Genomic DNA, 16788 nt, shown 5'->3' on the forward strand with positions numbered 1-16788 from the left:
TCGGGTGCAGCATCGGGGGTAATGGAACCCCTTCTGGAGGAAGTCATGGCCGACCCACACACCACTCGGACCTATCCGCACGGCGTACCCAGCTGGATCGACCTGGAGACGCACGACGTCGAGGCGGCGCTCGCCTTTTACGGCCACCTGTTCGGCTGGAGGTTCACCGACAAGATGCCGCCCGGGGCGCCGGGGCGCTACGTCATCGCGTCCCAGGACGGCACCGACGCCACGGCGATCGCCGGGATCGCCACCCCGGACGAGGGCTTCGACGGCGAGGTCGCGTGGCACACCTACCTCGCCGTGGACGACATCGGCGAGACAGCGGCCCGTGTCGCGGGGCTGGGCGGCGTCGTGAGCTCGCGGCCGGAGGCCGTGGGACCGCCGGGGCAGCCCGCGGGCCGGATGGCGCGGATCGTCGACCGCCAGGGAGCACCCAGCCGCCTGTGGCAGGCGGGGACGCGGCCCGGCGCACAGGCCGTCAACGCGCCGGGCACGTGGAACTTCAGCAACCTGCTCACGCCGGACGTGGATGGTGCCCTGCAGTTCTACGGTCCGCTGTTCGGGTGGGAGCGCAGCGACGACCTCGGGGCCGGCATGGCACGGGTCCCCGGTTATGGCGACCACCTGGTCAGCACGTCCGACCCCGGCATCCACGAGCGTCAGGAGTTCGTACCGCCAGGCTTCGCCGACGTCGTCGCCGGGGTGGTGCAGGCCGACGGTCCGGCGCGCTGGTCCGTGGCCTTTGCTGTCGCCGACCGGGACGGTTCCGTGGCGGCGGCGGAGCGCGGAGGCGCGACGGTGCTGGCGACGGAGGACGGCGAGTGGTCCAAGGAGGCGACGATCCGCGACCCGTTCGGCGCCGAGCTCGTCCTGGCGCAGTTCGACCCGCCGGGGGAGTTTCTCGCGGCCGAGGCACAGGCCGGGAAGGACTGATGCCGACGACGAGCGCGGGCCTGCTGCCCTACCGACGACTGCCCGGCGCCGGCATCGAGGTTCTGCTGGGTCACATGGGCGGGCCGTTCTGGGCGCGCAAGGACGAGGGCGCATGGACCCTGCTCAAGGGCGAGCTCGACCCTGACGAAGATCCGCACGTCGCGGCGCTGCGCGAAGCGAGCGAGGAGCTCGGGATGGCGCTACCGCCGTCCTCGGCCCCGGACATCGAGCTCGGCGAGGTCCGTCAGCGCGCGGGCAAGAAGGTCCTCGCCTGGGCGCGTGAGTGGCCGCGGCCCGGACCCGACCTGGAGCAGATCAACAGCAACACGGTCGAGATCGAGTGGCCCCCGCGGTCGGGGCGGCGCATCGAGGTTCCCGAGATCGACCGCGTCGCCTGGCTCGCACCCGACGACGCCCGGCGCCTCGTCGTGAGCGCGCAGGCCGCGTTCGTGGATCGCCTGGAGGACGCCCTCACGACGACCGGGACGTAGTCAGCCCTGCGCTCTCGAAGCCACGCACCATCGAGGAGGACCCATGACCGAGGAAAGAGTCGTCCTGCTGGGCGAGGACGGCACGCCGATCGGCTCGGAGCTCAAGCGCCTGGTCCACACCACGGACACACCGCTGCACCTGGCGTTCTCGTGCCACGTGCTGAACGCCGCGGGTCAGGTGCTGGTCAGCCGGCGTGCCCTGGGCAAGCTCACCTGGCCAGGGGTTTGGACCAACTCCTTCTGCGGCCACCCGCAGCCTGGCGAAGCGATGGAGGACGCCGTGGTCCGCCGCGCGCACGACGAGCTCGGGCTGTCCGTGCGCCAGGTCCGGGTAGAGCTGCCCGGCTTCCGGTACCGCGCCACCGACGCCTCGGGAGTCGTGGAGAACGAGGTGTGCCCCGTCTACCTCGCGGTCACCGACGAGGAGCCGCACCCGAACCCGGACGAGGTCATGGACGCCCGCTGGGCCGAGGCCGGCGCGCTGGGCAGCGCGCTCCGTGCCGCGCCCTGGGCGTTCTCGCCCTGGTTCGTGAGCCAGGCCGCGGAGGTGCCGCTCTACACCTGACCTCGGGGTTTGCTCGACGACCCGGCCGTGGCGTAGTTTTGTCCGTACTTTCTTGTACTGACAACTGCTGTCGCCATCGTCGGCGGCGCACGAGCGAGAGGTTCGCCATGGATGCCGGGCGCTCACCGAAGTCGACTGTCCCCCTCTACGACTGGATGAACAGGATCCCGGGCGGGCTCATGCTCATCCCGCTCGTCCTTGGTTCGATAGTCGGCACGTTCTTCCCGGGCTTCCTGGAGCTGGGCTCCTTCACGACCGCTCTGTTCAAGGACTCGGCCCTACCGCTGATCGCCGTCCTCATCTTCGCCACCGGCATGCAGATCACCGCCCGCACCTCCGGGCCGGTCCTGGCCGCGACCGGCACGCTGCTCCTGACCAAGTCGCTGATTCCGGCGGCGCTCGTCGCCCTGGCGGGCAGCGTCTTCGGCATCGAGGGCTTCCTCGGCGTCTCGATCCTGGCGCTCATGGCCACGGTGGACAACAGCAACGGCGGCCTGTGGCTGGCCTTCACGGGTAAGTACGGCGACGCACGCGACCGCGGCGCCTACATGGCGTCGGCCCTGAACGACGGCCCGTTCATCTCGATGCTCTTCCTCGGCGCCTCGGGACTGGCGGACATCCCCCTGACGGCGTTCCTCGCGGCGATCATTCCGCTGGTGCTCGGCTTCGTCGTCGGCAACCTGGATCCCCGCTGGACCGAGATCATGCGCCCGGTCCCGAACATCGTCATCCCGTTCTTCGCGTTCGCCCTGGGTACCGGGATCAACCTGCGCGACGTCGTGGCCGGCGGCGCGAGCGGCATCCTCGTGGGCATCATCGCCGTCGCCCTGACCGCCCTCCTGACCTACTCGGGCTACCGGTTCATCCTGCGGCGCGGCATCAGGTCCGGCGTTGCGATCGCCGCCGCGACGACGGCGGGCAACGCCGTCGCCACGCCGGCGATCATCGGCGGGATCGACCCGGCGTTCGAGCCGTACGTCGCCGTGGCCACGGCCCAGGTCGCCTCCGCGGTCCTGGTCAGTGCGATCCTCGCGCCGCTCCTCGCGACCGTCGTCCTCAAGCGGCAGGGCGGCCTCAGCACCGCGGACGACGCCGAGACCGCGCCCGTCGCGGCCGGCACCGCGGGCGAGGGACGCGGCGCGGCATGAGCCAGGACACCAGCCAGAGCACCGTCGGGGTCGTCGCAGACGACCTCACCGGAGCCGGCGACTGCGTGGTGCAGTTCGCCCGCGCCGGGTGGACCAGCCATCTGGCGCTCGGCTCGGCGCTGCCCGTCGGCGAGCGGACGGCGGTCGCCGTGGTCACCGACGCGCGGCCGCTCGACGACGCCGCCGCCCGAGCGGCCACCGCCGACGCCGTCCGCGCCCTGGTGTCCGCCGGGACGCGCCGGCTCTACGTCAAGATCGACTCGACGATGCGCGGCAGCGTCGCGGGGCAGGTCGCCGGGGCGCTGGCCGCCTGGCGCGAGCGGGTCCCCGGCGCGTTCGCCGTCGTCTGCCCGAGCTATCCGGCGCTGCGGCGGACGGTCAGCGGCGGCGTCCTGCTGGTGGACGGCGCACCCGTCGCCACCACCACTGCCGGCCACGACCCCGTCACACCGGTCCGCGACAGCGACCTGACCGCCCTCCTGCCCAGCGCCGTCCGGGTGCCCGCCGACGACGACGCGCGCACCCTCGCGCTCCGCCTCGCCGCGGCCGGGTCGAGCGCGGGCACGGTGGTGGTCGACGCCGTCGACGACGCCGACCTGGAGCGCCTCGCCGATGCGGTCGCCCTGCTGGGCGCCGACGCCGTCCCGGTCGGCTCGGCCGGCCTCGCGGCGGCGCTCGCCCCGCGCTGGGGCGGTGCCGCCGCCGTTCCGGAGCCCCCGCGCGTGGCCGTCGAGCGGGCCCTCGTGGTGCTCAGCTCCCTGAACGAGGTCTCGCTGGAGCAGGCCGACGAGCTCGTCCGCGCCGAGCCGGGCACGCACGTCCTGGTTCCCGACCCCGCCGTAGGGGCGGACCAGGTCGTCGCCTCGTGGCTGGCGGGTCTCGGGCCGGGGGCGTCGCCCCGGACCGTCCTCGTGCGCACCCCGGAGCCGACCGAGACCGGGCGGGAGCGCGCGGTCCAGGTGGCGAGCTCCCTGGCCGGGCTGGTCGCCGCGATCGCCGGACGGACCCGCCCGGACGCCATAGTCCTGATCGGCGGGGACGGCAGCCGCGCCGTCCTCGCCCGCCTCGGCGCCCGCAGCGTACGGGTCGCCGGATCGGTGGCCGAAGGGGTCCCCCTCGGTCACCTCGAGGGCGGGTCGGCCGCCGGCACCGTCGTCGTGACCAAGGCCGGCGGCTTCGGCACCGCACGAACCGTCGTCGACGTCCTCACGAACCTGAGGTCGTACTGTTCCCACCAGGAGGTAACCCCTTGAGCATCCCCACCCTCGCGATCACGCTGGGCGACGTCGCGGGCATCGGCCCGGAGATCACGGCCAAGGCGCTGCTCGGCCACGACGACCTGCGCGCGCGGTGCGTTCCGGTGGTCGTGGGCGACGAGGGCGCGATGCGCCGCGCCGTCTCCGCGCTCGGCGCCGACCCTGCGGCGATCCGCGTGATCGCGTCCCCCGCCGAGGCGGCCAACACCCCTGGCACCATCGAACTGCTCCAGACGGGCCCGTCACTCAGGGACGTCCCGATCGGCGAGCTCAGCGCCGCGGCCGGCGACGGCGCCTACCGGTTCGTCGTCGAGGCCTGCCGCCTGGCGCGCGAGGGCCAGGTCGACGGCATCGTGACGCCGCCGCTGAACAAGGCCGCGATGCATGCCGGCGGGCACAAGTGGCCCGGGCACACCGAGCTGCTCGCCCACGAGTTCGGCGTCGAGAACTTCAGCCTGGTGCTCTCCGCGGGCGACCTGTACTTCTTCCACCTGACGACGCACGTCTCCCTGCGGCAGGCGATCGAGGACATCACGCCGGAACGCACGCGCAACGTCCTCGACCTGGCGGGCGCGTTCACCACGGCACTGGGCCGGCCCGACGAGGCGATCGGGCTCGCCGGCCTCAACCCGCACGCCGGCGAGAACCGCCTGTTCGGCGACGAGGACGCCGACATCCTGGCGCCCGCCGTCGAGCAGGCGCGCGGCCGCGGTATCAACGCCCACGGCCCGCTGCCCGCCGACGCCCTCATCCCGGCCGCGGTCAAGGGGAAGTGGAACATGGTCATCGCCTGCTACCACGACCAGGGCCACGCCCCGTTCAAGGCGGTCTACGGTGACGACGGCGTGAACATCACCGTCGGCCTGCCCGTCGTGCGCGTCTCCGTCGACCACGGGACCGCGTTCGACATCGCCGGCCAGGGCATCGCACGCGAGGCCAGCCTCGTGCTCGCGATCGAGCGAGCCGCCGAGCTCGCGCCCGGCTGGGAGCACGTGTGGCAGACGGCGCAGAAGACCGCGAGCTGACCATGGCGCTCCCCGGACCCGACGGCACACCGCTGCACCGGCGGCTCAGCAGCGAGCTGCGCGCGCAGATCCTCGGCCGCGCGCTCGCACCGGGCGCGCACGTGCCCACCGAGGCCGAGCTGCAGGAACGCTACGGGGTGTCCCGCTCGGTGGTCCGGCAGGCGCTGGCCGCGCTGGAGCAGGAGGGCCTCGTCGAACGGCGCCGCGGGCGGGGCACCACCGTACGCGAGCGCGGCGAGCTCCACCGCCTCGTGCAGCGGGTCCCTGGCCTCTCGACCCAGGTGGAGGACGGCGGGGTGCATGTCAGCACCCGGGTCCTCGACCTCGGGCCCGAGCCCGCGTCCGAGGCCACCGGCGTGCTGGGCTCCGGCCAGGTGCTGCGGATGCGCCGCCTGCGCAGCGCCGGCGGGGAGCCGCTCGCCGTCATCGAGACCTGGCTACCCGAGGAGTTCGGCGACCTGACCGCCGAGGAGCTGACCGACACCTCCCTGCACGCTACGGTCCGACGCCGGTTCGGCACGCAGATCGTGGCGGGCAAGCGCCAGGTCCGGGCCGTCGGGGCCGACACCGAGACCGCCGAGCTGCTCCAGGTGCCGGTCGGGGCACCAGTGCTCCTGCTGGAGGGCACCAGCACCGACGAGGCAGCACGGCCGGTCGAGGTGTTCCGTACCTGGCACCGGGCCGACCGGGTGGTCTTCGACATCAACGTGATCCGCGAGCCCGACGCGACAGCGAACCTGGGCGGCGCCGATGTGGGCGGCCCTGACGTGGCCGGCGCCCACATGGCCGGCGCCGAGCTCCAGGCTCGGCTCAACGCTCTGGGGCGCGAGATGCTCGACCTGGCGCAGCAGCTCGAACGCGCCGGTCGGGCCCCGGGCGGCACCCAGTCCTCGCCGGCCGGCGCGGCAAGTCCGCGTCCTGGGGAGGATGACCCAGCCCGGTGGGTAACGGAGACGTAGCAGTGCTACCTCCCAGTTACCTCGTCGGCTGGGTCATCCTTCCCGGGGACGCCGTCCGTCTCGACGAGGCGCCGGGTCTCCTCCGCGACGGTCCGCCAGGCCACGGGCGGCAGGTCGTGGCCGACGCCGTCGAGCACCACCAGCTTCGCGCCCCGGACCGCCCGCGCCACGGCCCGGGCCGCCGACGTCCGGACGAGGGGGTCGTCCTCGCCGTGCAGCACCAGGGTCGGCGTCCGGACCTCGCTCAGTCGCGGGCCGTGCCACCTGGCGTGCATCTGCCGGCTCAGTCCCGCCATGTCGCGCGGCCCGCTCTCGAGACCGCGCTCGATCCGTGCGCGCGCCGCGGCCTCGTCGCACGGGTTCACCGGCGACGCGAGCCCTTTCGCGACGGCCAGGGACGCCGCGATGTCGCCGTCGCGCCCCTCGGGATACTTCTTGACGGCGAGCCGCGCGACCAGGCCGAACCGCAGGTAGCGCAAGGCCCTGGGCCCGGACGCGTCGCTCGGCGGGGCGTCGCACGTGACGAGCCCGCGCACCCGCTCCGGGCGCCGCAGCGCGAGGCGCTGGGCCGCGATGCCGCCCAGGGAGTGCCCGAACACCACCGCACGCTCCCAGCCGACGGCGTCCAGCACGGCGACGGCGTCGTCGACCAGGTCCTCGGCCGTGTACCTCGCGGGCCCCGGGCCGAGCAGCATGCTCCAGGGCCCGAGCCGCTTGGACTCGCCGAACCGCGTGGAGGACCCGGTGTCGCGCTGGTCGTACCGGACGACGTCGAAGCCTTCGTCCGCCAAGGCCCGGCACAGCCCGTCCGGCCACCAGAACCGGGAGATCGCGAGGCCCATCATGAGCAGGAGCGGGGTGCCGCCGCGCTGCCCGAGCCGGTCGTAGGCGAGCTCGACGTCGCCGTTACGTGCGTAGGTCGTCGGCGACCAGGTGTCGATGTCCGTCACCCCAGCCATTGTTGTGCGCCTGAGCGCGTCCCGCCCGGCAGCAGCGTTTTCGGCACCCACCGGACGTGCGATAGCCTCCGTGGCGTGCGCGTGATCTCGCTCCTCCGCTCGGCTGTCGCCGAGCCCGGGCGACGCCTGAACGGCGCGCTGATGATCCTCACGGTCATCATCGGCGTGGTCACCATGCACTCGATGAGCGGGTCCCCGACGTCGCACCAGCACGTGCCCACCGACGGAGAAGTCGTCGCCACGCAGAGCGTGCACGCCGCCGTTCCGGGCACGCCGCCGACGGTGACACCGACCCCGGTCACCGAGGACCTGACCAAGCCGGCGGGCGACTGCTGCGAGGGGTGCGGCGGGCACGACGCCGCCATGGCGATGTGCCTCATGATCCTCGTCGCCCTGCTGGCCCTCGTCGTCCCCGCGCGACGTCTCCTGTGGCGTGCCCTGCCCGCGTGGTCGATGCCCCTGCCGCGGGTGGCGGTCGACCTCCGAGCGCTCGCCGCTCCTTCCCTGCACGAGCTCTGCATCAGTCGGACGTAGACCCGGCGTCGACGCGACCGGCGTCGACCCCACCAGCGCGACCACGCCACCGCGTGGCCGCGCCGATGAGTGCTACCCCGACGAACCAGAAGAGTCAGAGGAAGATTTGATGAAGCGCACCCTGCTGTCCGCCGTTGTCCTGGCCGGCTCCCTCGCCCTGGCCGGCTGCTCCGGCTCGGAGGAGCCGATGGACCACGACATGTCCACCATGGCCGGCTCGGAGTCCGGCGACCAGGCGGCCCACAACGAGGCGGACATGATGTTCGCGCAGATGATGATCCCGCACCACGAGCAGGCGGTCGAGATGGCGGACGCCGTCCTGGCCAAGGACGGAACCAACCCCGAGGTCACGGCACTGGCCACCCAGATCAAGGAGGCCCAGGCCCCCGAGATCGAGCAGCTCGGCCAGTTCCTCGACTCCTGGGGCGCACCGCGCACCGCGGAGCACGACGGCCACGACGGGATGAGCGGCATGATGACCGAGGAGGACATGCAGGCCCTGGACGGGGCCACTCCCCCCGAGAGCGACCGGCTGTTCCTGGAGCAGATGATCGCGCACCACGAGGGCGCCGTGGAGATGGCGCAGACGGAGATCGATGAGGGCAGCGACGCGGCCGCCGTCGAGATGGCGCAGACCATCGTCGACACGCAGACGGCCGAGATCGCCACGATGGAGGGCCTGCTCGCCTCGATGTGACCACTGGGTGGTGCGCCGGCGACGAGCCGGCGCACCACCCGCTCGTGAGGAGTCTTCATGGTCCGACCCTCCAGGGTCACGCGCGCCTCGACCCGGATGGTGGTCGGTCTGCTCGCGGCGCTCGCGGCGCTCGTGCTCGCGACATGGTGCGCGCCGTTCGCGTCCGCGCACACCAAGCTCGAGTCGTCGGCGCCCGCCCCCGGCTCGACGTCCGACGCCCCGGTGAACGAGGTGGCGCTGCGGTTCACGCTCCCGGTGACCGCCCTCGGCGACGGGATAGTCGTCGAAGGTCCGGCCGGCGAGGTGACGGCCGACGTCGCCTCGGCCGAGGGCGGCCTCGTCCTCGTCGCGACGTTTGCCGAACCGCCGGCCGCCGGCGAGTACACGGTGAGCTGGACCGCGGCCGCCCAGGACGGACACCCGCTGGAGGGCTCCTTCGGCTTTGCCGTCGCCGGGGCGGACGGCGGGACGAACACCGGGGCTGACGACGAGACGCCCGAGGGCACCGGGGCGTCGGAGGGCACCGGGAGCGAGCACACCGACGGGCCACACGGCGCCCACGACATGGGCAACATGGACGGGATGGACCACGACGCCGCGGCGATGGACAGCCTCGGGAGCAACGCCACGGAGGCGGTCGCGCGGCTCGGCAGCGCGGCGGCCCTGTGGGGCGGCCTGGTCGGCACCGGCGCTCTCGTGTTCGCCGGCCTCGTGCTGCGCGGTGAGGACCGGGAGGACGTACCGGTCGTCCTCCGCGTGGTCCGCTGGACGGGCCTGCTGATCCTGGCCGGCCTCGCGATCCATGTCGCTGCAGGTTCCGTGCACATGGCGCACGGCGACCTCGCCGCCGCGGTCTCGCCGGCCCGGATCGCGGACTCGCTCACCAGCACCACGCGCTGGGCACTGGGCCTGCAGGCCGTCGGTGCGATCGCGCTCGCGGCGGGTGCCCGGCGCACCGTGCCCGGCTCGTGGCTCGCGATCCTCGGGAGCGTGCTCGTCGGCGCCGGGCACGTGCTCGGCGGCCACAGCAACACCGCCGAGCCGCGCTGGCTGGTCGTGAGCGCCGACGTCGCGCACCTCGCGGCTGCGGCCACGTGGGTGGGCGGCGTCGTCGCGATGGGGATCCTGCTGCACAGCCGGCGCCGGGACGGACGTGCCCTGGATGCCGCGCTGATCGGCGCCCGGTTCTCCGTCGTCGCGGCCGTGTCCGTCGCCGTGGTGGGCGCTGCCGGGATCGTGCTGGCGGTCGAGATCCTCGACCGCCCCGCGCAGCTCTGGGAGAGCGACTGGGGGCTCTTCCTGCTCGCGAAGGTCGGCATCGTCGCGGTGGTCGGGGCGATCGGGACGTACAACCACTTCCGTGTGGTCCCGCGGCTCGAGTCGAGGCGTTTCCGGAAGCGCAGCGCCCGCAAGGCGGGCAACGTGCTGCGGCGCAGCGCCGCCCGCGAGACGTCGCTGATGGTGGTGATCGTGCTGATCACCGCCTGGCTGGTCGCCGCCTCCGTCGAGGAGTGAGCACCGGCGAGTGTCCCGCTCCCTCATTAGCATCAAGAAAGGAGTAGTCGCTCTCGAGAGGTGGCAATGCTTGGGAATCAGTACGTAGAGGCATTTCATCAGCTGACGACGGAGGCCAACGACGCCGGCCTGATGCGCCGTCGATACGGTTTCTACTGGTCGATGATGCTGTTCTGGACGCTGGTGACGGCGGCGGTCCTGGTCGGGGTGGTCCTGCTGGGAGACACCTGGTTCCAGCTGGTCCTGGCGGCCCTGCTCGGTCTCGCGATGGCGCAGCTCGCGTTCCTGGGGCACGAGGCGGCCCACCAGGAGATCTTCGCGTCCCAGGGCTGGAACGAGTGGACGGCCCGTGTCATCGCCGGGCTGTTCAACGGAATCAGCTACGGCTGGTGGGCGGACAAGCACAGCCGCCATCACGCGAACCCGAACAAGGAGCGAGACGACCCCGACGTCCGGTCCCGGGTGCTGTCCTTCACGCCGGACAACACGGACCGGCGCACCGGCCTGGCCGCGGCGCTCGCCCGGTACCAGGGGTTCTACTTCCTGCCGCTGCTGCTCTTCGAGGGGTTCTCCCTGCACGTCAGCTCGGTCCGGACCATCCTCACCGGCAAGGACGTCGCGCATCGCTGGACGGAGATCCTCTTCGTCGGGATCCGGGTGCTCGGCTACCTCGCCTTCCTGTTCGTCTTTCTCCCGCCCGGGCTGGCGGTCGCCTTCGTCGCCGTGCAGGTCGCCGTGTTCGGGTTCCTGCTGGGTGGCGCGTTCTCCCCCAACCACATCGGGATGCCCACCGTCCCGCACGACGCCGACATCGACTTCCTGCGCCGGCAGATCCACATGTCCCGCAACGTCCGGGGCGGGCCGCTGGTGCACTTCTTCATGGGCGGCCTGGAGTACCAGGTGGAGCACCACCTGTTCCCGATGGCGCCCCGTCCCAACCTGCCCGCCCTGCGGGACATGGTTCGCAGGTACTGCGCCGAGAACGGCATCCCTTACACGGAGACGTCGCTCGGCGAAGCATTCCGGACGATCATCGCCTACCTGAACCAGGTCGGGCTGAAGCACCGCGACCCGTACACCTGCCCGCTGGTCCGCCGGTACCGCGGCTGAAGCATGGAGGACGCATATCAATGAGGGTCACCATCAATCCGACCACCTGTATCGCGTCCGGGAACTGCGGCCGCACGGCACCGCGCGTGTTCGCCAACCGGACCGAGGACGACGGGTTCGTCAGCCTGATCGACGAGAACCCGCCCGAGGCGGAGTGGGCGTCCACCCGCGAGGCCGAGAACCTCTGCCCGTCGGCGACGATCAGCATCGAGGAGGACGACGCCGACGAGGTCAGTGGGTCAGCTTGAGGCCGATCACGCAGCCGATCAGCCCGAGGATCAGCAACACCCGGACCACCGAGACCGGTTCGGCGCCGGTCACCATCGCCCAGGCGACGGTGGTCGCGGCTCCGATCCCGACCCAGACGGCGTAGGCGGTCCCGACGGGCAGGTCTCGCATGGCGTAGGCGAGCCCACCCATGCTCGCGACGAGGGCCGCACCGAAGAGGATGCTCGGGCCGAGGTTGCTGAAGCCTTCGGAGCGGCTGAGGGCCGTGGCCCAGACGGCCTCGAAAAGGCCGGAGACGACGAGGAAGATCCAGGACATGGTGTGCTCCTTCGATTGCCGTCTTGTCGCGCACCGGGTACGGCAACCCTCGTCCGGGAACCTCTTCAGGCTCTGGATCCAGGTTCGCACATGCGGCAGCGGTGCGGCAGACCGGTACGCGGTGGCGTTGGCCACCCGTGCTGGTTGACTGTGCCCATGACGCGGATGCGGCGGGTGAGCCGGGTGCTGGACAGCCCACCCGGGGCACGGATCGGCGCGGCCCTGCTGGTCGGGGTGCTGCTGGGCTGGCTGCTCTCGTGGAACTCGGTGGTGGCGGCGGTGCTCGGCGGGTGGGCCGGTGCGGGGCTCGTGTTCGTGACCTGGACCGCGCTGGTGATCGTCCCGATGGACCCCGAGGAGACCAGCGAGCACGCGGTGCGCGAGGAGCCCACGCGCGGCGTCGCGAACGTGATCGTGCTGCTCGCGGCCCTGGCCAGCCTGGCGGCGGTCGCGGTCACCCTCGTCGGGGGTGTGCTGGGCAACGGCGACGTCACGATGGCCGCCGTCCTCGCAGCGGTGATCGTCTCGTGGGCCTGCGTGCACACCGTGTTCGCGCTCCACTACGCCCGCGCCTACTACACGACCCCGGCGGGCGGGATCGACTTCCACCAGACCGAGCCGCCGCGCTACACCGACTTCACGTACCTGGCGATCACCGTCGGGATGAGCTTCGCCGTCTCGGACACGGACCTGCGCTCGTCGGGCATGCGCCGGGTCGCCCAGGTGCATGCCCTGCTCGCGTACCTGTTCGGCACGGTCGTGGTGGCGCTGCTGATCAACCTGGTCGCGGGACTGGCCAACACCTGAGCGAGCAGTTGACCGCCGCTCGTCACCCGCGGCCCGGCGGACGTCCTTCGGCGTCGTAGCCGAAGCCCTCAAGGATCTCCTCCATGTTGCGATCCACGCCCATCTCCCGGAGCAGTTCGCGCATCTCGTCGCGATTCGGGGTCTCGTCCACGTGCTCGAACCCAGACAAGTCCTCCGGAATATCCGGCAGGCTCGGCCACCGTGGCGTCGGGCCAAGACGCAAGCGCTCGCCAGCAAGACCCACGAAGGTCTGGATGTGCTCGACAGCGAGGTCCGCGAGCGCCTGCGGTTCTCCGGCGCCGAAGGTCGCCGAGTCCACGTCGAGGACGACCTCTACCGTGCGGATGCGACGTCGGACCCGCGGCTCTGTCTCTGAGTGCGGGGTGAAGAGGGGCAGCAACCAGAGCTCGCGGCGTGGCGAGCGCCACCAGGTGTGCCACGCGGGGTCTGCGTTCAGTGTGTGGGCGAACGCTCCGCTTGCCCAGGAATATGTCGCGTGATCGGGCGCTCCGAGGTCCCAGCCGTAACCGGTGTGGAGCCAATTGCGAGCATGGCCCTTGGTGATGCGATCGTGTGGCATGGCGGGAGCGTACGGGACGTCACCGACACGCGGGGGTGCCTTCGGTTAGGCATTCGAGCGCGCCGCATTCGCCGTCGACGGAACCGCCATCCGGAGCCTCCGCACCACGGCAGCCGCAGCCTCGCGCCCCGCGCGGTTCGCCCCGACCGTCGACTGCGACGGTCCGAACCCGATGAGGTGGACGCGCGGCTCGGTGGCGGCCTGGGTGCCGTTCATCGCGACGCCGCCGAGCTCGTTACGGAGGTGCAGCGGGTCCAGGTGGGCTAGGTCGGCCTTGAAGCCGGTGGCCCACAGGATCGTGTCGACCGGGGTGAACGAGCCGTCCGCCTCGCGCACGCCCATGGGTTCGATCGTCCGGAACATCGGCCGCCGCTCGAGCGCGCCGCGCTCCTTCGCCGCGAGCGCGTACGGAGTCCAGGCCAACCCCGTGTACGACACGACGCTGCCGGTGGGGCGGCCCGCCGCGACGTCGGCCATGACCTTGGCGATGGTCTCGCGGCCCGCGGTCTCGGGCAGGAACCCGTCCTCGCGGAAGACCGGCTCCCGGCGGGTGTACCAGCGGGTGGTCGCCACGCGGGAGATCTCCTCCAGGAGCTGGAGCGCGGAGATCCCGCCGCCGACGACCGCCACGCGCTGCCCGGCGAAGTCCGCTGCCCGGACGTAGTCGCGGGTGTGCAGCTGGCGCCCGACGAAGGTCTCCTGCCCCGGGTAGTGCGGCAGCACGGGGTTGGTCCACGTCCCGGTCGCGTTGATGACCGTACCGGCGGCCCACGACCCGCGGTCGCTCGTGACGACGAGGTCACCGTCCGGGTCCTCGTCGGCGCGGCGCACCGCCACGACACGGACCGGGCGCAGGATCGGCAGCGCGAACGCCCGCTCGTAGCCGGCGAAGTAGCGCGGGACGGCGGCCCGGCTGGCCTCGCTCGTGTCGACGGCGGGCTGCGCGAGGCCGGGGAGGTCGAAGATGCCGTTGACCGTCGCCATCCGCAGCGACTCCCAGCGGTGCTGCCAGGCACCGCCCGGTGCGGGGTTCGCGTCCAGGACCACGAAGGTGCGTTCGGCGTCCGGCTGCTCGACGGCGCTCACGAATCCCCTGTGCCGCAGGTGGTACGCCGCCGACAGGCCCGCCTGCCCGGCCCCGATCACGACCACGGTCGCCCGGCGCAGTTCGTCGCTCACACCGGGGACAACACCCGGACGGTGCACATGTTTCCCGGCAGTCCGGACGAACGGCTCACACTTCTCAGACGCCGGCCGTGATCCGCCGCACCGCCTCCGTCACGGTCTCGCGTCGCGGCGCCTCGGTGTCCAGCGCGCGGTGGATGGTGAGTCCCTCGATCAGGGCGTCCAGCATCCGCGCGGTGACGGGGTCGAAGTGCCGCTCCAGGGCCGCTCGGGACTGCGCCATCCATGCGTTGGTCAGCTCTCGGAACGCGGGCTCGCGCGCCGCGAGCGTGTACAGCTCGTGGGTCAGCACGAGGTCCCGCTGGGTGTCGAACACGTCCTCCGTGATGATCGCGACGACGGCGTCGCGTGCCGTCTCCACGTCGGTGGCCTCGCTCATCCGCTGCTCGAAGCCGTCGCTGACGCTCCGCGAGAACCGGCCGAACGCCTCACGCAACAGCTCGTCCATCCCGGCGAAGTGGTACGTCATCGACCCGAGCGGCACGTCGGCCAGGGCCGCGACCTTGCGGTGCGACACCCCCGCGACCCCCACCTCCGCGATCAGGTCGAGGCACGCGTCGATGATCCGGTCCCTGCGGTCGGGGTCGTGCCGGCGTACGGTCATCTCGCGCCCCGCCCGTCAGATCTCGCGGACGACGCGTGCGGGGTTCCCCACGGCGACGACATTCGCCGGCAGGTCCCGGGTGACCACCGCGCCGGCCCCGACCACGGTGTTGTCGCCGATGGTCACGCCCGGGCACACGATGACACCACCACCGAGCCAGACGTTGTCACCGATCACTATCGGCAGCGCCGCCTCGAGCTTGTCCCTGCGGGGCCGCGGATCGACGGGATGGGTGGGTGTCAGCAGCTGGACCCCCGGCCCGATCTGGCAGTCCGCGCCGATGGTGATGGGCGCGACGTCCAGGGCCGTGAGGTTGTAGTTGGCGAACGTCCGCGGCCCGATGTGCACGTTCTCGCCGTAGTCGACGAACAGCGGCGGCTTGACGTATGCGTCGTCGCCCAGCGTGCCGAGCAGCTCGGCCAGGAGCGACCGGGCCCCGGCGTCGTCGGCCACCGTCGCGCGGTGGTAGGCGTCGGCGAGCCGGACGGCGCGCTGCGCCAGCCGGGCGTTCTCCGGGTCGTCGGCGATGTACAGGTCGCCGGCGAGCATGCGCTCGCGGTTCGTTCGGGGGTCACCGGCGAAGTAGTCCTCGGTCATGGAGCACACCCTAGCGGGCGATGTGTACGATCGTACGCAGAGTGGGTACGCTCGTACACATGGCTTTCAACCCGGGTTCCGGCCCGCAACCCGCCGACCGGCGTGCCCGCGCCGCCGTAGCCGCCCTGTTCCTGACCAACGGCGCGCTGTTCGCCAACCTGGTCCCGCGCTACCCGGAGATCAAGGCCGCGCTCGACCTGGACAACACCGTCTACGGTCTGGCCGTCGCCGCGTTCCCGACCGGGGCGATCGTCGCGGGGCTCGGCGCGGGCTTCCTGGTCCGCAAGCTGGGCTCCGCGCAGGCGGCGGTGGCGGGGACCATCCTCACCGGCCTGGGCGTGCTGGCCGCCGGGCTCGCGCCGTCGTTCGGCCTCCTGGTGGCGGCGCTGCTCCTGGGCGGGGCCATGGACGCCGTCACCGACGTCGCGCAGAACGCCCACGGCCTGCGGGTACAGCGCCGGTACGGGCGCTCGATCATCAACAGCTTCCACGCGGTGTGGTCCATCGGTGCCGTGCTGGGCGGGTCCATGGGCGCCGCCGCCATCGCGCTCGGCCTCCCGCTCGGTGCGCACCTCGGCATCTCGACGGCGATCTTCGCCACGGTCGCCCTCGTGGCCCTCCGGTTCCGGCTCCCCGGACGAGACGGCGAGGACGCCGCCGCGGCCCACGAGACGCGGGCGGCCGGCGCGCGGGGCGCCGTCCTGAGCCGGCGCACGGTGCTGATCATCACCGCGCTGGTCCTCATCGCCATCGGCGGCGCCCTCGCGGAGGACGCCGGCAGCTCCTGGGCGACGCTGTACCTGTCCGGCTCCCTCGGCGCTCCCGCCGCGCTCGCCGCCACGGGCTTCGTCGCGCTCGTGGGCTCCCAGTTCGTCGGGCGTCTGCTCGGCGACCGCATGGTGGACCGGTTCGGCCAGCGGACGGTCGCCCGGGGCGGCGGCCTCATCATCGCGCTCGGCATGGGGCTGGCGCTGGCCTTCCCGACCGTGCCCGGCACGATCGCCGGTTTCGCCGCGGTCGGCCTGGGCAGCGCGACCCTGGTTCCGGCCGCCATGCACGAGGCGGACGAGCTGCCGGGCCTGCGCGCCGGCACCGGCCTGACCATCGTGTCCTGGCTGATGCGGCTGGGCTTCCTGGCCTCCCCACCGCTGGTCGGCATGGTCGCCGACGCCGTCGGCCTGCGCTACGGCTTGCTGGTCGTGCCGATCGCCGCCGTTCTGGTCATCCTCCTGGCGGGCGTCCTCCAACCCCGCACCCGGACCCGCTGAGTGCTG

20 protein-coding genes and 1 riboswitch are annotated in these 16788 nt (G+C 72.4%); of the genes, 14 read left to right on the top strand and 6 right to left on the bottom strand.

The features are described 5' to 3' along the window. The first annotated feature begins 45 nt into the window (after positions 1 to 45). The 7 genes from EW117_RS26475 to EW117_RS26505 all read left to right on the top strand — a co-directional run bounded on the left by EW117_RS26475 (position 46) and on the right by EW117_RS26505 (position 6380). Positions 46 to 936 carry a VOC family protein gene (locus EW117_RS26475; protein WP_129789723.1) on the top strand — a complete coding sequence of 297 codons (891 nt, stop codon included), beginning with the start codon at positions 46 to 48 and terminating at the stop codon, positions 934 to 936. After that, the gene (locus tag EW117_RS26480; protein ID WP_129789724.1) at positions 936 to 1427 is read left to right on the top strand and encodes an NUDIX hydrolase; all 492 of its coding nucleotides are present in this window, start codon (positions 936 to 938) and stop codon (positions 1425 to 1427) included. Before EW117_RS26475 ends, EW117_RS26480 begins: the two co-directional genes overlap by 1 nt. Before the next feature lie 43 nt (positions 1428 to 1470). Continuing rightward, positions 1471 to 1992 carry an isopentenyl-diphosphate Delta-isomerase gene (gene idi / locus EW117_RS26485; protein ID WP_129789725.1) on the top strand — a complete coding sequence of 174 codons (522 nt, stop codon included), beginning with the start codon at positions 1471 to 1473 and terminating at the stop codon, positions 1990 to 1992. 107 nt (positions 1993 to 2099) lie between these two features. Then, positions 2100 to 3140: a 2-keto-3-deoxygluconate permease gene (locus tag EW117_RS26490; RefSeq protein WP_129789726.1), complete on the top strand. Its 1041-nt coding sequence runs from the start codon at positions 2100 to 2102 to the stop codon at positions 3138 to 3140. Then, the gene (locus EW117_RS26495) at positions 3137 to 4393 is read left to right on the top strand and encodes a four-carbon acid sugar kinase family protein (protein WP_129789727.1); all 1257 of its coding nucleotides are present in this window, start codon (positions 3137 to 3139) and stop codon (positions 4391 to 4393) included. The genes EW117_RS26490 and EW117_RS26495 overlap by 4 nt, the downstream gene beginning before the upstream one ends. Further along, entirely contained in the window at positions 4390 to 5421 is a 1032-nt protein-coding gene (pdxA, locus tag EW117_RS26500) for a 4-hydroxythreonine-4-phosphate dehydrogenase PdxA (RefSeq protein WP_129789728.1), read from the top strand. Before EW117_RS26495 ends, pdxA begins: the two co-directional genes overlap by 4 nt. Next, positions 5391 to 6380: a GntR family transcriptional regulator gene (locus EW117_RS26505; protein ID WP_129789729.1), complete on the top strand. Its 990-nt coding sequence runs from the start codon at positions 5391 to 5393 to the stop codon at positions 6378 to 6380. Before pdxA ends, EW117_RS26505 begins: the two co-directional genes overlap by 31 nt. A 5-nt stretch (positions 6381 to 6385) precedes the next feature. Here EW117_RS26505 and EW117_RS26510 read toward each other — a convergent pair whose 3' ends face one another. Then, positions 6386 to 7330, bottom strand: a complete 945-nt coding sequence (locus tag EW117_RS26510; RefSeq protein WP_242504590.1) for an alpha/beta fold hydrolase — start codon at positions 7328 to 7330, stop codon at positions 6386 to 6388. Between the two features lie 84 nt (positions 7331 to 7414). Between EW117_RS26510 and EW117_RS26515 the strand changes: the two genes are divergently transcribed. From EW117_RS26515 to EW117_RS26535, 5 genes are all read left to right on the top strand, one after another. Next, entirely contained in the window at positions 7415 to 7873 is a 459-nt protein-coding gene (locus tag EW117_RS26515; RefSeq protein WP_129789731.1) for a DUF6153 family protein, read from the top strand. 109 nt (positions 7874 to 7982) lie between these two features. Continuing rightward, a complete protein-coding gene (locus EW117_RS26520; protein WP_129789732.1) occupies positions 7983 to 8570 on the top strand; it encodes a DUF305 domain-containing protein in 588 nt (195 codons plus the stop codon). A gap of 57 nt (positions 8571 to 8627) precedes the next feature. Then, positions 8628 to 10085 carry a copper resistance CopC/CopD family protein gene (locus EW117_RS26525; RefSeq protein WP_129789733.1) on the top strand — a complete coding sequence of 486 codons (1458 nt, stop codon included), beginning with the start codon at positions 8628 to 8630 and terminating at the stop codon, positions 10083 to 10085. A gap of 132 nt (positions 10086 to 10217) precedes the next feature. Then, entirely contained in the window at positions 10218 to 11195 is a 978-nt protein-coding gene (locus EW117_RS26530; RefSeq protein WP_207212075.1) for a fatty acid desaturase family protein, read from the top strand. A 20-nt stretch (positions 11196 to 11215) separates the two neighbouring features. Next, positions 11216 to 11443: a ferredoxin gene (locus EW117_RS26535; RefSeq protein ID WP_129789735.1), complete on the top strand. Its 228-nt coding sequence runs from the start codon at positions 11216 to 11218 to the stop codon at positions 11441 to 11443. Here the strand turns inward: EW117_RS26535 and EW117_RS26540 are convergent. Then, complete coding sequence (locus tag EW117_RS26540) at positions 11427 to 11741, bottom strand: DMT family transporter (RefSeq protein WP_129789736.1); 315 nt, start codon at positions 11739 to 11741, stop codon at positions 11427 to 11429. The two genes, EW117_RS26535 and EW117_RS26540, sit on opposite strands and share 17 nt — an antisense overlap. A gap of 12 nt (positions 11742 to 11753) precedes the next feature. After that, positions 11754 to 11817, bottom strand: a riboswitch (guanidine-III (ykkC-III) riboswitch). Positions 11818 to 11897: 80 nt separating this feature from the next. On the opposite strand from EW117_RS26540, the gene EW117_RS26545 reads away from it, so the two are divergent. Continuing rightward, the gene (locus EW117_RS26545) at positions 11898 to 12548 is read left to right on the top strand and encodes a DUF1345 domain-containing protein (RefSeq protein ID WP_242504591.1); all 651 of its coding nucleotides are present in this window, start codon (positions 11898 to 11900) and stop codon (positions 12546 to 12548) included. A gap of 22 nt (positions 12549 to 12570) precedes the next feature. On the opposite strand, the gene EW117_RS26550 is transcribed toward EW117_RS26545, so the two are convergent. From EW117_RS26550 to EW117_RS26565, 4 genes are all read right to left on the bottom strand, one after another. Next, positions 12571 to 13128: a hypothetical protein gene (locus EW117_RS26550; protein ID WP_129789737.1), complete on the bottom strand. Its 558-nt coding sequence runs from the start codon at positions 13126 to 13128 to the stop codon at positions 12571 to 12573. A gap of 45 nt (positions 13129 to 13173) precedes the next feature. Then, positions 13174 to 14307, bottom strand: a complete 1134-nt coding sequence (locus EW117_RS26555) for an NAD(P)-binding domain-containing protein (RefSeq protein ID WP_207212077.1) — start codon at positions 14305 to 14307, stop codon at positions 13174 to 13176. A 64-nt stretch (positions 14308 to 14371) separates the two neighbouring features. Beyond that, the gene (locus tag EW117_RS26560; RefSeq protein ID WP_129789738.1) at positions 14372 to 14917 is read right to left on the bottom strand and encodes a TetR/AcrR family transcriptional regulator; all 546 of its coding nucleotides are present in this window, start codon (positions 14915 to 14917) and stop codon (positions 14372 to 14374) included. Positions 14918 to 14932: 15 nt separating this feature from the next. Next, positions 14933 to 15514: a sugar O-acetyltransferase gene (locus EW117_RS26565; RefSeq protein WP_129789739.1), complete on the bottom strand. Its 582-nt coding sequence runs from the start codon at positions 15512 to 15514 to the stop codon at positions 14933 to 14935. A 59-nt stretch (positions 15515 to 15573) separates the two neighbouring features. Here EW117_RS26565 and EW117_RS26570 point away from each other — a divergent pair, with 59 nt between their 5' ends. Then, positions 15574 to 16782, top strand: a complete 1209-nt coding sequence (locus EW117_RS26570) for an MFS transporter (protein ID WP_129789740.1) — start codon at positions 15574 to 15576, stop codon at positions 16780 to 16782. Positions 16783 to 16788: the final 6 nt, after the last annotated feature.

Origin of the sequence: Promicromonospora panici (genome assembly GCF_900608595.1) — a bacterium.
GTDB lineage: Bacteria > Actinomycetota > Actinomycetes > Actinomycetales > Cellulomonadaceae > Promicromonospora > Promicromonospora panici.